The 14,786-nt window shown below is 62.4% G+C and carries 12 protein-coding genes; 11 read left to right on the top strand and 1 reads right to left on the bottom strand.

What is annotated here, in order from left to right:
- Positions 1 to 153 precede the first annotated feature (153 nt).
- Both DOM41_RS13960 and dinG read left to right on the top strand, forming a co-directional pair.
- The gene (locus tag DOM41_RS13960; RefSeq protein WP_110687455.1) at positions 154 to 1,455 is read left to right on the top strand and encodes a DEAD/DEAH box helicase; all 1,302 of its coding nucleotides are present in this window, start codon (positions 154 to 156) and stop codon (positions 1,453 to 1,455) included.
- A 72-nt stretch (positions 1,456 to 1,527) separates the two neighbouring features.
- Entirely contained in the window at positions 1,528 to 3,675 is a 2,148-nt protein-coding gene (dinG, locus tag DOM41_RS13955) for an ATP-dependent DNA helicase DinG (RefSeq protein WP_110687454.1), read from the top strand.
- 99 nt (positions 3,676 to 3,774) lie between these two features.
- Here the strand turns inward: dinG and DOM41_RS13950 are convergent, their stop codons facing one another.
- The gene (locus tag DOM41_RS13950) at positions 3,775 to 4,857 is read right to left on the bottom strand and encodes a 3-deoxy-7-phosphoheptulonate synthase (RefSeq protein WP_110687453.1); all 1,083 of its coding nucleotides are present in this window, start codon (positions 4,855 to 4,857) and stop codon (positions 3,775 to 3,777) included.
- Positions 4,858 to 5,192: 335 nt separating this feature from the next.
- Between DOM41_RS13950 and rpoE the strand changes: the two genes are divergently transcribed.
- The 9 genes from rpoE (at position 5,193) to pdxJ (ending at position 14,773) form a co-directional block, all read left to right on the top strand.
- On the top strand, positions 5,193 to 5,798 hold the full coding sequence (gene rpoE, locus DOM41_RS13945) for an RNA polymerase sigma factor RpoE (protein ID WP_110687452.1): 606 nt from the start codon (positions 5,193 to 5,195) through the stop codon (positions 5,796 to 5,798).
- Between the two features lie 272 nt (positions 5,799 to 6,070).
- The gene (locus DOM41_RS13940; RefSeq protein ID WP_110687451.1) at positions 6,071 to 6,787 is read left to right on the top strand and encodes a sigma-E factor negative regulatory protein; all 717 of its coding nucleotides are present in this window, start codon (positions 6,071 to 6,073) and stop codon (positions 6,785 to 6,787) included.
- Between the two features lie 348 nt (positions 6,788 to 7,135).
- Positions 7,136 to 8,548 carry a DegQ family serine endoprotease gene (locus tag DOM41_RS13935; RefSeq protein WP_110687450.1) on the top strand — a complete coding sequence of 471 codons (1,413 nt, stop codon included), beginning with the start codon at positions 7,136 to 7,138 and terminating at the stop codon, positions 8,546 to 8,548.
- 251 nt (positions 8,549 to 8,799) lie between these two features.
- Positions 8,800 to 10,617, top strand: a complete 1,818-nt coding sequence (gene lepA / locus DOM41_RS13930; protein ID WP_110687449.1) for a translation elongation factor 4 — start codon at positions 8,800 to 8,802, stop codon at positions 10,615 to 10,617.
- A 10-nt stretch (positions 10,618 to 10,627) separates the two neighbouring features.
- A complete protein-coding gene (lepB, locus tag DOM41_RS13925; RefSeq protein WP_110687448.1) occupies positions 10,628 to 11,416 on the top strand; it encodes a signal peptidase I in 789 nt (262 codons plus the stop codon).
- Between the two features lie 126 nt (positions 11,417 to 11,542).
- Positions 11,543 to 12,238: a ribonuclease III gene (gene rnc / locus DOM41_RS13920; protein WP_110687447.1), complete on the top strand. Its 696-nt coding sequence runs from the start codon at positions 11,543 to 11,545 to the stop codon at positions 12,236 to 12,238.
- Positions 12,235 to 13,134, top strand: a complete 900-nt coding sequence (era, locus tag DOM41_RS13915) for a GTPase Era (protein ID WP_110687446.1) — start codon at positions 12,235 to 12,237, stop codon at positions 13,132 to 13,134. The genes rnc and era overlap by 4 nt, the downstream gene beginning before the upstream one ends.
- A gap of 18 nt (positions 13,135 to 13,152) precedes the next feature.
- On the top strand, positions 13,153 to 13,866 hold the full coding sequence (recO, locus tag DOM41_RS13910) for a DNA repair protein RecO (protein ID WP_110687445.1): 714 nt from the start codon (positions 13,153 to 13,155) through the stop codon (positions 13,864 to 13,866).
- A gap of 58 nt (positions 13,867 to 13,924) precedes the next feature.
- Complete coding sequence (pdxJ, locus tag DOM41_RS13905) at positions 13,925 to 14,773, top strand: pyridoxine 5'-phosphate synthase (protein ID WP_110687444.1); 849 nt, start codon at positions 13,925 to 13,927, stop codon at positions 14,771 to 14,773.
- Positions 14,774 to 14,786: the final 13 nt, after the last annotated feature.

Here is a 14,786-nt window from a genome sequence, read left to right as displayed (position 1 = left end):
GATACAATGGGCGCTTGCTTGCGATTCTGATCGAGTGGCCCGGCCAGCCCGAAAAACGATAAGCCGGGAACCAGCGGTGGCATCTTCGGTGATGCGACCGATCTCGGGATCGCATACGTCATCGTCAATCGAATTCGGACATTCGTCATTACTATGAGTGAGTCGGACAACACCCAGGCCCAGGCCACGGCCCCGGCACAGAACCGCAGACCCAAGCGGCGTCGACGCAAGCCTCGCAAAACGCAGTCGGGCGGTGCTTCCCAGTGGTCGCTGAAACAGTTCAAGGTCGAGCCCGTTGCCGGTCGCTGGCGTTTCCATGACTTCGATCTGCCGCTGTCGCTAATGCGCGCCATCCAAGCGGAAGGCTTCGAATACTGCACCCCGATTCAGGCGCAGGCGCTGATGCAGACGCTGCTCGGTGGTGACGTGGTCGGCAAGGCGCAGACGGGGACGGGCAAGACGGCGGCGTTTCTCATTTCGCTGTTGGCCTATTTCCTCGAAGAGGAGGCGCCGGACGGCCAGAAGCCGGGCGCGCCGCGGTCGCTGATCATCGCGCCGACCCGCGAGCTGGCGCTGCAGATCGAAAAAGATGCCAAGTCGCTGGCGCGGTTTACCTCGCTCAACGTGGCGAGCGTGGTCGGCGGCATGGACTACCAGACGCAGCGCACGGCGCTCGGCAAGACCCTCGATATTCTCGTGGCCACGCCGGGACGCCTGCTGGACTTCCAGCAGAAGCGTGATATCGATCTCTCCCAGGTCGAAGTGCTGGTGCTCGACGAAGCGGACCGCATGCTCTCGATGGGCTTCATTCCGGACGTCAAGCGGATCATCCGATACACGCCGAAGCGTGAAGAGCGTCAGACGTTCCTGTTCTCGGCGACGTTTACGCCGGACATTCTCAGTCTTTCCGAGCAGTGGACGCAGAACCCGAGCCACGTCGAGATCGAGGTGACCCACGAGAATGCTGCCAATATCGACCAGCGTGTCTACCTGGTGAGTGACGCCGAGAAGCGCAAGCTTCTGGTCAATCTGCTCAAGCAGGAGTCGATGGAGCGGGTGATCGTTTTCGGCAACCGTCGCGATCTGGTGCGCGAACTCGATCAGCTGCTGCGCGAGGCTGGCATCAGCGTGGCCATGCTTTCGGGTGACGTGCCGCAGAATCAACGCATCAGCACGCTCGAGAAGTTCCGTGACGGCGAGATTCAGGTGCTGGTAGCGACCGACGTCGCCGGTCGCGGCATCCACATCGAAGACGTCAGCCATGTGGTCAACTTCACGCTGCCGGAAGATCCGGAAGACTACGTCCACCGTATCGGGCGTACCGGTCGTGCCGGTGCCAAAGGCGTGTCGATCAGCTTCGTGGGCGAGGAGGATGCTTTCTCCCTGCCGGAGATCGAGACCTACATCAACGGCAAGCTCCCCTGTGAGCATCCGCCGGAAGGGCTGATCGACTAACGCCCTCGCTTTCCGACCGCTCCCTCCGCGAGCGGTCGTTTTCCCTGCGCTTCTCCTTTCGATGGAACCGGCATGCTCGACGAGACCCTCAAGCAGGAGATTCAGGACGCCTATCGGCGCGTGCTCGAGGGGCTCGAACTCACGCCGCGTTACGGTCAGCGCCTGATGATTGCCGAAATCGCTCGCACCCTGGGGGCCATCGAGTCCGACGATCAGGGGCGGCGCACCTCCAACGAGCACGTTTGCGTGCTGGAGGCGGGGACCGGCACCGGCAAGACGCTGGCGTATCTGCTGGCGGCGCTTCCCATCGCCAAGGCGAGGGGCAAGCGTCTGGTCATCGCGACCGCTACCGTGGCGCTGCAGGAGCAGGTGCTCAATCAGGATCTGCCGATGCTGCAGAAGCACAGTGGCCTCGACTTCGGCTACGCGCTTGCCAAGGGGCGCGGCCGCTATCTCTGTGTCGCCAAGCTGGATCAGGCGCTGGAAGGCGCCGAACCCAACCCGACACTGTCACTGTTCGAGCAGACGATCGCGACGGACGCCGGTGGCGATTTTCCGCAGTTGATTCAGGAGATGGCAGACAGCTATTCGTCCGGTAGCTGGGAGGGCGACCGTGACAGTTGGCCGGTGGCGATCGATGACCGGGACTGGCGGCGCCTGACGGTGGACCATCGCCAGTGCACCAATCGGCGGTGCGGTCATTTCGGCGCTTGCGCCTACTTTCGCTCGCGTCGGCATCTCGAGCAGGCGGATATCATCGTCGCCAACCACGATCTGGTGTTGGCGGACCTCGCGCTCGGCGGCGGGATGGTCTTGCCGCCGCCGAAGGACTGTATCTACGTCTTCGACGAGGGCCACCACCTCCCCGACAAGGCGTTGGATCATTTCCATCACCGTTTCGGGGTCAACGCCACGCTGCGCTGGCTGCGCACGCTGAAGAAGTCGTTGCCGGAGCTGACCACTGCCCTGGGGACGCAGCCGGCGCTCAATCGCATGCTGGCGGCGTTTCCGGAGCGTATCGCCGCGCTCGAGCCGCGCCTTGGCGACGCCTACTCGATGGGCCACCAAATTGCCGGGTTGTCGCAGGGAGCGGGAGGCGAGACGCAGCACTTCCGTTTTCCCAACGGTCGCGCGCCGGAGCCGCTGGTCGAGCTTGCCGGGCAATTGGTCATTCCCTTCGCCGAGCTCTCCCGCGATCTCGAGACGATGACCGGTATTCTGCGCGAGAGTCTCGACCCCGAGAAGTCGACGGGGCTTGCGCGTGAGCAGGCCGAGCCCTGGCTACCGCTGGCGGCCCTGCTGCACGGCAGAGCGCTGGAGGCGCATGCGCTATGGCAGGCGATGAGCACCCAGGACCCGGCGGATCAGAAGCCGCAGGCACGCTGGCTGACGTTTCAGACGTTCGGCAGCGAACCGGAGCTGACCTTCTCGGCGAGCCCGGTGTCAGCGGCGGAAACGCTGGCACGCCATCTCTGGGGCACCTGTCATGGCGCGATCGTTACCTCCGCGACACTGACGGCACTCAATCGCTTCGAGCGGCTGCAGGAGCGAGCGGGGCTTGCCAACCGCTACCGCTATCAGCGCCTGCCCAGCCCCTTCGATTACTCGCGCGCGACGCTGAGCGTGCCGCGGGAAGCGGTCGATCCCGGTGACGGCGCGGCTCATGAGCGGGCCATCGTCTCCTTCATCGAGGCGCTCGGCGACGATGAGGCCGTGCTGGTGCTCTTCTCGTCGCGTCGCCAGCTCAAGAGCGTGGCCGAGGCGCTGCCTGAACCCTGGGCATCGCGTCTGCTGGCGCAGGACCGGTTGCCCAAGCGTGAGCTGCTCGAGCGGCACCGCAAGGCGGTGGATGAGGGCAAGGGGAGCGTGATCTTCGGCCTGGCGAGCTTCGCCGAGGGAATCGATCTGCCGGGGCAGTATCTCACCCACGTGGTGATCACGCGGCTACCGTTTTCGGTGCCGGACGACCCGGTGGGGGCAACGCTGGCGGAGTGGATCGAGAGCCAGGGCGGCAATCCTTTCATGCGTATCTCGGTGCCCGACGCCTCGATCAAGCTCGTCCAGGCCTGCGGCCGACTGATCCGCAAGGAAGAGGACAGTGGGCGGATTTCACTGCTCGATCGTCGCGTGCTGACGCGCCGCTATGGTCAGGCACTGCTTGACGCTCTGCCGCCATTTCGCCGGGAGATCGACGGCGTCGCGATGAATGAGGCCTCCTAGCCTCGACGCGCTGAAACGATGCCGCCACCAAACGACGATGCCCGGGATGNNCATCCCGGGCATCGTGCTATCGGTCGGCCGTCACAGTGTGTGAGACCGTCAGTCGTTGGCCTGCTGCCGCGTCTTGAGCGCCGCGGTGACCTGGCTCGCCATCTGCTGGAACGCTTGCTCTGTCGTCGGCCAGTCGATGCAGGCATCAGTGATCGATACGCCGTACTCCAGCTCCTCCAGCGCCGCCGGGATCTTCTGGCTACCCCAGCCGATGTTGGACTCGATCATCAGCCCGATGATCGAGCGGTTACCATCCATGATCTGCTGGGCGACGTTCTCCATGACCAGTGGCTGAAGAGACGGATCCTTGTTGGAGTTGGCGTGGGAGCAGTCGATCATCAGATTGGCGCGCAGCTTCGCCTTGGCAAGCTCTTGTTCGGCGAGGGTGACACTGACGCTGTCGTAGTTCGGCTTGCCGTTGCCGCCGCGCAGGACTACGTGGCCGTAAGCATTGCCGCGGGTGCGAATGATCGCGACCTGGCCGGCCTGATCGATACCGAGGAAATTGTGCGGGCTGGCGACGGATTTCAGCGCGTTGACCGCGACATCCAGGCTGCCGTCGGTGCCGTTCTTGAAGCCGACCGGCCCGGAGAGTCCTGAGGCCATCTCGCGGTGTGTCTGTGATTCGGTCGTTCGCGCCCCGATCGCTGACCAGCTGATGCAGTCCTGAAGGTACTGCGGCGAGATCGGGTCGAGTGCTTCGGTCGCCAGCGGCAAACCGATCTCGGCGAGATCCACCAGCAGCTGCCGCGCGGTGTGCAATCCCTCCTCGATCTCGAAGGTGTCGTCGATATGCGGATCGTTGATCAGGCCCTTCCAGCCGGTGGTCGTGCGCGGTTTCTCGAAATAGACCCGCATGACAATGTAGAGACTGTCGCTGACCGCATCGGCGAGCTGACGCAGCCGTTTGGCATAGTCCCGTGCGGCGTCGGGATCGTGAATCGAGCAGGGGCCGACTACCACGAGCAAGCGCGGATCTTCTCGGTCGAGAATGCGCTGGATGGTCTGTCGACCTTCGATCACGGTCCGTTCGGCGGCGTCGCTCAAGGGGACGTTCTGCTTGAGCTGCTCCGGGGTGATCAGGACGTCCTGTGAGAGAACGTTGAGATTGTTGACCTGCTGTTCCGACATTCTGGGCTCGTTGACTGTTCTAATGGGGGCGCGTTGAGCGCGTACTATGGAGGCTGGCGGGTCAGAAAATCAACTTCGGAGCGCCGGAAGACGCTGTCGCATGGCCGCGTTGGCGGGGAACGTGCGTTGGTATCAGCTTGATGCCCCAAGTTAAAACGGGAACACTGTGATGCCGCCGACGCGTGCGAACGAGATCGTTCTGTTATAAGTTGCACGCCTATCACTGAATCGCGAGTCCTCGAGCTCCAGGTAGAGTCATGAGCGTATTGTTTTGTCATTTATATTGTCCGTCGTTTTCACAGTGCGCCGCGTCCCTGTTAATGGGGAGGAGCTGAATGGGGGCCAGGGAAACCGATCAACAGCTCGTCGAGCGTGCGCAGAGAGGGGATACACGAGCCTTCGATCTTCTGGTCAAGAAATACCAGCACAAGATACTCGGTCTCATCGGTCGCTACGTGCAGGATCACGGAGAAGTTCAGGACGTCGCGCAGGAGGCCTTCATCAAGGCCTACCGTGCGCTCGGTAGCTTCCGCTCAGAGAGTGCCTTCTATACGTGGATGTACCGCATCGCCATCAACACCGCGAAAAACTATCTCGTCTCACGGGGCCGTCGCCCGCCGGGTAGCGATCTCGACATCAGCGATGCCGAGATCGTCGATCAGAGCGGGCGTCTTTCCGATATCGAAACGCCGGAAGCTGCCATTGCGCGTGATCAGCTCGAGGCCGCCGTCTTTCAAGCCATCGAAGCGCTGCCTGACGATCTTCGTACGGCCATCACGTTGCGCGAGTTCGATGGTCTCTCCTACGAAGACATCGCCACGATCATGGAGTGCCCCGTCGGTACCGTGAGGTCGCGCATCTTTCGGGCGCGAGAGTCCGTCGACAAGCACATCGCACCGCTGCTCGAGCATAGCCCGACGGACGCTGCCGATGGCGCCTGAGGGCGTTGTCGAGGCGGCAGGACAGCGGGGTCGACCTCGGGTGGCAGAAATTTCTGCGGTCTAGATGAACCGAAAATGAACTGTTGGCGATTTCTGTCGTCTGAGTACCGGAAGCAGCAACATGCAGTCGTTGAACGGCGACGCTCGCAGGCGCATGGTAGCGATCGCGACAGGTGGTAGAGCGGCGCGATAAGCAGATTTTCGTGGGTTCGCCGCAGGATGGACGTCGCCGTCATTCAACACATGGCAAGGCCGAGTGTGAGGGTGTGACTATGAAGCAGTTAAACGAATCGTTTTCCGCATTGATGGATAACGAAGGCGACGAGTTCGATCTTCGCCGTGTGCTCAAGCGTGGGCAGACGGGAGCGAGCGATGATGTCTGGCGGCGCTACCACCTCGCCCGAAGCATGATGCGTCGCGAACGCGACAGCGTCGTCGATGTGGATATTTCCGGGGATGTGCTGGCGGCACTTCACGATGAGCCGCACGTTTCGGATCAGGCGTCTACCCAGCCGGAAACGGCGACGTCGCCGAAACGGCACTCGTTCTCCATGATGGGCGGGGCGGCCGTGGCGGCAGCCGTCTCACTGATGGTGATCACGGGTGTACAGGTCTATAACGGTCGCTTTGCCGATAACGGCGTGACCCAAGATATCGCCAGCTCGCCTGCGCGCGACTCGGCACCCGGTTTCACTTTACAGAGCGGTGGAGAGGGCGGCCAAAATGGCGTCATGCCCGCTTCGATGCAGGCACCGGCTTCGGACGGCATGCCATACTCCTCGATGGGAGGCGCCGGTAACGGGCTGATGACCATCGGTGACAGCGTGGGCAACCCGGCTTATCTGCCCGCGGACGGTAGCGCTTCTCTGCGGCCGTTCTTCGAGCGTCACGCCACGAGTGATGCGATGGGCAGCGATGAGTGGGCGCCGTTGCTGCGCTCCAGCGGCGCCTACGCCAGCCAGTTGCATCAGGCCAGCGCGACCCAGTAGCGCTGACCGGAAGTCTTTTACTTCGGCCTTCAACGCCGTCGTGTCGAGAGACACGGCGGCGTTTTCGTTTCTCATCCTCTCCCGTTCGCGCCAGGCGCTCTTCGCGTCCGACGGTGCCAGCCGATAGCCGTTACACGAAAGCCGCTGGCGACCCCGGTCCAGGGCGATCAGGTAAAGAAAATTTACATCCGATTGAACTCGGGCGTTTTTTTCGTATCAATGTTAAGGGCGAGGACGATGCTGCAAGATTGACTCGCCCGAGCTCGTCGGGGTTCAAGCCATGTTGTCATCCCCCGGCGGGTAACCCATTTGCGATTACACGAGTCTTCACGACGGTTAGGAGTGTTTATGCAACGCATGACGAAGTGGTTGTCGACCTGGCTTTTAATGGCAGTCATGTTGACCGCCTTCCAGACGGCGCAGGCGCGGGAGCTTCCTGATTTCACCGAGCTGGTCAAGCAGGCCGCGCCGGGCGTGGTCAACATCGCGACGACGAGTACCGTCAGCCGCAGCGACTACGGCCAGCAGGAAATGCCGGAAATCTTCCGCCGTTTTTTCGGCGACCAGATGCCGCCGATGCCCGGTTCGCCGGGTAGCGAGGGCGAGCGAAAGTCTCTGGGGTCGGGCTTCGTGATTCGCGCTGATGGGTACGTGTTGACCAATGCCCACGTGGTCAAGGACGCCGACGAGATCATGGTGCGTCTCAACGATCGGCGCGAACTGCCGGCCACTCTGGTCGGATCCGATCCGCGGACTGACGTAGCACTGCTCAAGGTCGATGCTGACGACCTGCCGACGCTCAACGTCGGGGACTCCGACGATCTCGAAGCCGGCGAGTGGGTGGCAGCGATCGGCTCGCCATTCGGCTTCGATCACTCCGTGACCGCCGGTATCGTCAGCGCGATCAACCGGACGTTGCCGAGCGAAACCTACGTGCCGTTCATTCAGACCGACGTCGCGATCAACCCCGGCAATTCCGGCGGTCCGTTGTTCAACCTCGACGGTGAGGTCGTGGGGATCAACTCCCAGATTTATACTCGCAGTGGCGGCTTCATGGGGCTCTCCTTTGCGGTGCCGATCAGCGTAGCGATGAATGTGGCCGACCAGCTTCGAACCGAAGGTCACGTCAGCCGAGGCTGGTTGGGCGTGGTGATTCAACCGGTCTCCAAGGATCTGGCGGAATCCTTCGGCCTCGACGATACGCGTGGCGCGCTGATCTCTGACGTCAGCGATGACAGTCCGGCGAAGCAAGCCGGTTTGAAAGCCGGTGACGTCGTGCTCAAGGCGGGCGGCGAAGAGATCGAGGACTCCACCACGTTGCCACGACTGGTGGGGCAGGTGGCGCCGGGCGACGACCTCGAACTCCAGATCCTGCGCGCGGGCGAGACGCAAACGCTCGATGTCACGGTGGGTGAATGGCCGGAGGAGCTGAACGCCGATGGCTCGCCGAGCCAATCCTCCTCGGCCGAGCAGGGGCGTCTGGGTATCGCGGTGAGCGACCTCGACGATCAGCAGAAAGAGCAGCTCGGCGTCGATAGCGGGGTGCTGGTACGTCGTGTCGATCCCCGCGGTGCAGCGGCCGCAGCCGGTATCGAGTCCGGTGACGTCATCGTCAGTTTCGATCAGAAAAACGTCGAAACCGCGGATGCGTTGATCGATGCCGTCCAGTCCATCGACGGCAACCGAGCGGTGCCGGTACGCATCCAGCGCGACGGCAACGCACTCTTCGTCGCACTGCGCCTGGGCGCCGACGACTCCTGATCGACAGGGTAAGCCGACGCCGTCCGGCGTCGGCGAGTCACGACAAGCGCCGATCCGTTCCGTCACCGGGGCCGATCGGCGCTTGTTTCGTTTCTGATCAACCGGCGGCCAGCGATGTCGAGACCCTCGGCACGCTGCTGTCTTTGCCTTGACCATGTCGGTACAATGCCGCCATTTCGTCACTCTTCCCCGCGCGACTCGCCGCCATGGCCTGTGTTCGTCTGCGCGTACAAACGATCGGTAAGGATTCAATGGCAGACGCCGCAAGCAACGAACAGCTCAAGTACATCCGGAACTTCTCGATCATCGCGCACGTCGACCACGGCAAGTCCACGCTGGCCGACCGCATCATTCAGGTCTGCGGTGGCTTGACCGAGCGTGAGCTCAAGGAGCAGGTGCTCGATTCCATGGATCTCGAGCGTGAGCGTGGCATTACCATCAAGGCGCAGTCGGTGACGCTCGACTATCAAGCCAAGGACGGCCACACCTACCAGCTCAACTTCATCGACACGCCCGGACATGTCGACTTCTCCTATGAAGTGTCGCGCTCGCTCTACGCCTGCGAGGGTGCGCTGCTGGTGGTCGATGCCGCGCAGGGTGTCGAGGCACAGTCCGTCGCCAACTGCTACACCGCGATCGAGCAGAACCTCGAGGTGCTGCCGGTTCTCAACAAGATGGATCTGCCCCAGGCCGACCCGGACCGGGTAGCCCACGAGATCGAAGAGATCATCGGGCTGGACGCCCACGACGCCGTTCAGGTGTCGGCCAAGAGCGGGCTTAACGTCGACCTATTACTCGAGCGCCTGGTGCGGGATATTCCGCCGCCCCAGGGAGATCGCGAAGGCAGCCTCCAGGCGCTGATCATCGACTCCTGGTTCGATAACTATCAGGGGGTCGTGTCACTGGTTCGTCTGTTTGACGGCACCCTGAAGAAGGGCGACAAGATTCACATGAAGTCGACCGGTCGCGACTGGGAAGTCGGCGACATCGGTTTCTTCAACCCCAAGCAGCACTCCACCGGGATGCTGCGCGCGGGCGAAGTGGGCTTCGTGATCGCCGGCATCAAGGACATTCACGGGGCGCCGGTGGGTGACACCATCACCCACGCCAAGACCCGGGATGTGGCTCGTCTTCCCGGCTTCCAGAAAGTGAAGCCGCAGGTCTACGCCGGCATGTTCCCGGTCAGCTCGGACGAGTACGAAGATTTCCGCGACGCGCTCGAGAAGCTCGCGCTCAACGACGCCTCGCTCGACTACGTACCCGAGAACTCGGACGCGCTGGGATTCGGCTTCCGCGTCGGCTGTCTCGGTACGCTGCACATGGAGATCATTCAGGAGCGGCTGGAGCGCGAGTACAACCTCGATCTCCTGACGACCGCACCGACGGTCATCTATGAGCTGTTGATGGATGACGGTGAGCTCGAGTACATCTCCAACCCGTCGAAGCTGCCCGATCTCGCCAACGTCACCGAAATGCGTGAGCCGATCGTTCGCGCCAACATTCTGGTGCCGCAGGAGTACGTCGGTGCGGTCATCAGCGATTGCGTCAACCGCCGCGGTGTCCAGCTCGACATGCAGGTGCTGGGTAATCAGATGCAGCTGGTGTATGAGCTGCCGATGGCGGAAGTAGTGATGGACTTCTTCGACCGCCTGAAGTCGATCTCCAAGGGCTACGCGTCGCTGGACTACAGTTTCGAGCGTTTCGATGCAGCCAAGCTGGTGCGTCTCGACATCCTCATCAATGGCGATCGCGTCGATGCGCTGGCGGTCATCATCCACCGTGATCACGCCCATGCTCGCGGCCGGATTCTGGTCGAGAAGATGCAGGAGCTGATCCCGCGCCAGATGTTCGATGTCGCGATTCAAGCCGCCATCGGCGGGCACGTGGTCGCTCGCTCGACGGTCAAGGCGCTACGCAAGAACGTCACGGCGAAGTGTTACGGCGGCGATGCCAGCCGTAAGAAGAAACTGCTCGAGAAGCAGAAAGCCGGTAAGAAGCGGATGAAGCAGGTAGGACGCGTCGAGATCCCTCAGGATGCGTTCCTTGCCGTTCTCAAAGTGAACGAGTAGGAAATCTCGCATGAATTTTTCGTTGTTGTTGGTGCTTGCGGTCGCTGTGACCGGAGTCGTCTGGCTGCTCGACCGTCTTTTCTGGCGACGCAAACGCCGTGAACGTCAACGCGAGGCGGCGAAGGCACAGGGCCACGAATCCCGAGTGGAGTACAAAGAGCCTTGGCCAATCGACTACGCCCGCTCGTTCTTCCCGGTGCTGCTGATCGTGCTGGTCGTGAGAAGTTTCATCGTCGAACCGTTTCAGATCCCTTCGGGATCGATGCGCCCGACGCTGGAAATCGGTGATTTCATCCTCGTCAACAAATTCGCCTACGGGCTCCGACTGCCGGTCACCAACACCGAAGTCGCCGATCTGGGTGAGCCCGAACGGGGGGACGTCATGGTCTTTCGTTTCCCCAACGACCCGTCGGTCAACTTCATCAAGCGGGTGATTGGGCTGCCGGGCGATCGGATTCGCTATGAGAACAAGCAGCTCTACGTCAACGGCGAGCCGGTCCCGAAATCGGTCATCGATGCGGACCCGGAAACCGCCCCCGGCGAAGAAGAGCTGCTGGAGCAGCTTGGCGACGTCGATCACAGCATCTACAACACGCCGCAGACGCCGGGCCCGCAGATGCGTGAAATCGTGGTGCCCGACAACGAATATTTCATGATGGGTGACAACCGCGACCACTCCAACGACAGCCGCTATTGGGGCTTCGTCCCGGAAGGTAACATCGTCGGCAAGGCGTTCGCGGTCTGGATGCACTGGGACGGCGGGCTGCCTAGCTTCAGCACGGTGCGCCAGATACACTGAAATTCGCCCGGCGCCGCCGCGCGCCGGCTCGCCGACCGTCGTGATTCTTCGCTCGCACTGCCGTCCCGATCGGCTTCACCGTGCAGGCGAGTCGCGACACACAGTACAACCTAAAGTGGGAATGACGTGAGTGATCCTCTGGTAGGTTTCAGTCGCCGTATTGGCTACGAGTTTCGTGACCGAACGCGGCTGGAGCTGGCATTGACGCACCGAAGCGTCGGTGGCGGTAATAACGAACGACTCGAATTTCTTGGCGACTCCATCGTCAACTTCGTTATCGGCGAGGCGCTGTTCGAGCGCTTTCCGGCGGCGAGGGAAGGCCAGCTATCGCGGCTTCGAGCCGGCCTGGTCAAGGGCCAGACGCTGGCCGTCGTGGCGAAGGAGTTCGATCTCGGCGAGTGTCTGCGTCTGGGCTCCGGCGAGATGAAGAGCGGCGGTCACCGCCGTGAGTCCATCCTCGCCGACGCGCTGGAGGCAGTGATCGGCGCGATCTATCTGGACGCCGGCATGGACGTGGCGCGTAGCCGAGTGCTGGCTTGGTTCGAGACGCGCCTGGACGCCATTGATCTGCATAACACGCAGAAAGATCCCAAGACGCGACTGCAGGAGTTTCTGCAGTCGCGCCAACAGGCGCTACCGCGTTACGAGGTCACCTCGGTCGAGGGAGAGGCGCACGCGCAGACGTTTAGCGTCGAGTGCCATGTCGCCATGCTCGGCGAAGCCCCCACCATCGGCGAGGGCACCAGTCGTCGGCTCGCCGAACAGCAGGCCGCCGAGCTGGCGCTTGTACAACTCGAACCCAACAAGAGTCGACGCAAATGACACAGACCTGCGGTTTCGTCGCGATCGTCGGCCGTCCCAATGTTGGGAAGTCGACCCTCATGAATCGAATCCTCGGCCAGAAGGTCTCGATCACTTCGCGTCGTCCCCAGACGACGCGTCATCAGATCATGGGGATCAAGACCGAGGGTGAGTCTCAGTTCGTCTACGTCGACACGCCGGGCATGCACCAGCAGACCAAAGATCGCAACAAAGCGATCAACCGCTTCATGAATCAGGCCGCGTCCCAGGCGCTGCGTGATGTCGATTGCGTGGTCTTCATCGTCGACCGCACTCGCTGGACCGATGAAGATCAGGTCGTGCTCGACAAGCTGACCCACGTCAAGGCGCCGGTCATTCTTGCGGTGAACAAGGTCGACCGGCTCGAGGACAAGACCACACTGCTGCCGTGGCTGGAGTCGCTGTCCATACGGCGTGAATTCGCCGCGATCCTCCCGCTGTCGGCGAAGCATGGCACCAACGTGCCGGAGCTCGAGGCGGAAGTGGCCAAGTGCCTGCCGGAAAACGTGCACTATTTTCCGGAAGACCAGATCACCAACAAGAGCCAGCGCTTTCTCGCCGCGGAGTTGGTCCGCGAGAAGGTGATGCGCCAGTTGGGTGACGAGCTGCCGTATCAGATGACCGTGGAGATCGAGGAGTTTCGCGACGAAGGACGCGTGATTCATATCAGCGCGCTGATGCTCGTGGAACGCCAGGGTCAGAAGAAGATCCTGATCGGCGACAAGGGCGATCGCATCAAGAAGATCGGTACCGAAGCGCGTCAGGAGATGGAGCGGGCCTTCGATGCCAAGATCATGCTTAATCTCTGGGTCAAGGTGAAGCGAGGCTGGTCTGACGACGACCGTGCGCTGAGAAGTCTCGGCTACGATCTCGACTAGCCGAGTCGCGTCCCGCCCATGCAACCTCAGCCGGCCTATCTGCTGCACAAACGTCCCTATCGCGAGACCAGTGCGCTGGTCGATGTGATCACCCTCGAACACGGTCACGTTCGTGCCATCGCTCAGGGGGTACAGCGGGCCGGCAGCAAGTCGCGTAGCAAGCTGCAGCCGTTTGCGCCGCTGCATCTGACTTGGGTCGGCGAAAGCGATCTCAAGCGGTTACGGATGATGGAGACCACGCAGAGCGCCGTTCTGTTGGCGGGGGAAGGGTTGCTCTGCGGGCTCTACGCCAATGAACTCTTGACCCGGGCGCTGCCGGTGGGTCTGCCGGTCAGCGAAGTCTTCGCCATCTATGGCTGGACCATCGAACGCCTGACGCGGCCCGCCGAGCGTGCAAGCGCGTTACGCCGTCTGGAGGTCACGCTGCTCGAGGCGCTGGATGCCGACCCGGTCTTCGTGGATGTCGACGAGCAGTCTCTCGACCCGGCCGCGCGCTATCGCTACAGCCCGGGCGAGCGTCGCTTCGTGCGTTTACCGGCCGATGACACGACATCGCCTGGCTGGGATGGACGTAGCCTCAAGTTGCTGGGCCGAGGAGACTGGGACGCGCCGGGACTTGCCGGGCTCAGCAAGGCACTGACCCGCGCGGCGCTGGCGCCGCTCATCGGGCAGCAGCCACTGCGCTCGCGAGAGCTCATGCAGCGGCTGCGCTCGCGCCGCCAGCGTGACTGACTCCCGCAACGTTTCGAATTTCTCCCCGCTCTAACGATCACCCGCAAGGAGTCACCCCATGACGGCCACTCGTATTCAGCTCGGCGTCAATATCGATCACGTCGCGACTTTGCGGCAGGCCCGGGGCACTCGCTATCCCGACCCGGTGCAGGCAGCGCTGCTGGCCGAGGAGGCCGGTGCCGACAGCATTACGTTGCACCTGCGTGAGGACCGCCGCCACATTCAGCCGCGCGACGTCGAACTCGTCGCCGCGGTGATCAATACGCGGATGAATCTGGAGATGGCGGTCACCGAAGAGATGATCGCACTGGCCGAGCAATTACAGCCAGCCGACGTCTGTCTGGTACCGGAGAAGCGTGAAGAGCTGACCACCGAAGGCGGGCTCGACCTCATCGCCGGCGAGCCCGTGATCGGTGAAGCGTGCCGGCGGCTGAGCGCGGCGGGCTGTCGAGTGTCCCTGTTCATCGACCCGGAACCGGATCAGATCGAGAAGGCTCACGCGCTTGGCGCCCCGGTGGTCGAGCTACACACGGGCGCCTACGCCGAAGCACAGGGTGAGACGAAGCGAATCGAATATGCTCGTCTGACGGCGGCGGCGGAGTTCGCCAGCGAGCTTGGGTTGATAGTCAATGCCGGTCACGGCCTGCATTACCATAACGTGGAGTCGATTGCCGCAATCGCCGGCGTCCAGGAACTTAATATCGGCCACGCCATCATCTCGCGGGCGCTGTTCGTGGGGCTGAAAGAGGCGGTCGCCGAGATGAAGAAGCTGATAGTGGCGGGGCAAGAAGCAGGCCTCGTCGCGCAGATAGAATCCTTCGACCACGACCACGACCACGACCACGACCACGACCACGACCACGACCACGACCACGACCACGACCACGACCACGCAACGCACGCGTAGTGGTTCGATGTGC

The sequence above is a fragment of the Salinicola aestuarinus genome (assembly GCF_003206645.1).
GTDB lineage: Bacteria > Pseudomonadota > Gammaproteobacteria > Pseudomonadales > Halomonadaceae > Salinicola > Salinicola aestuarinus.
The sequence above is the reverse complement of the archived record's forward strand: the minus strand, read 5'-3'. Positions and strand labels throughout refer to the sequence as shown.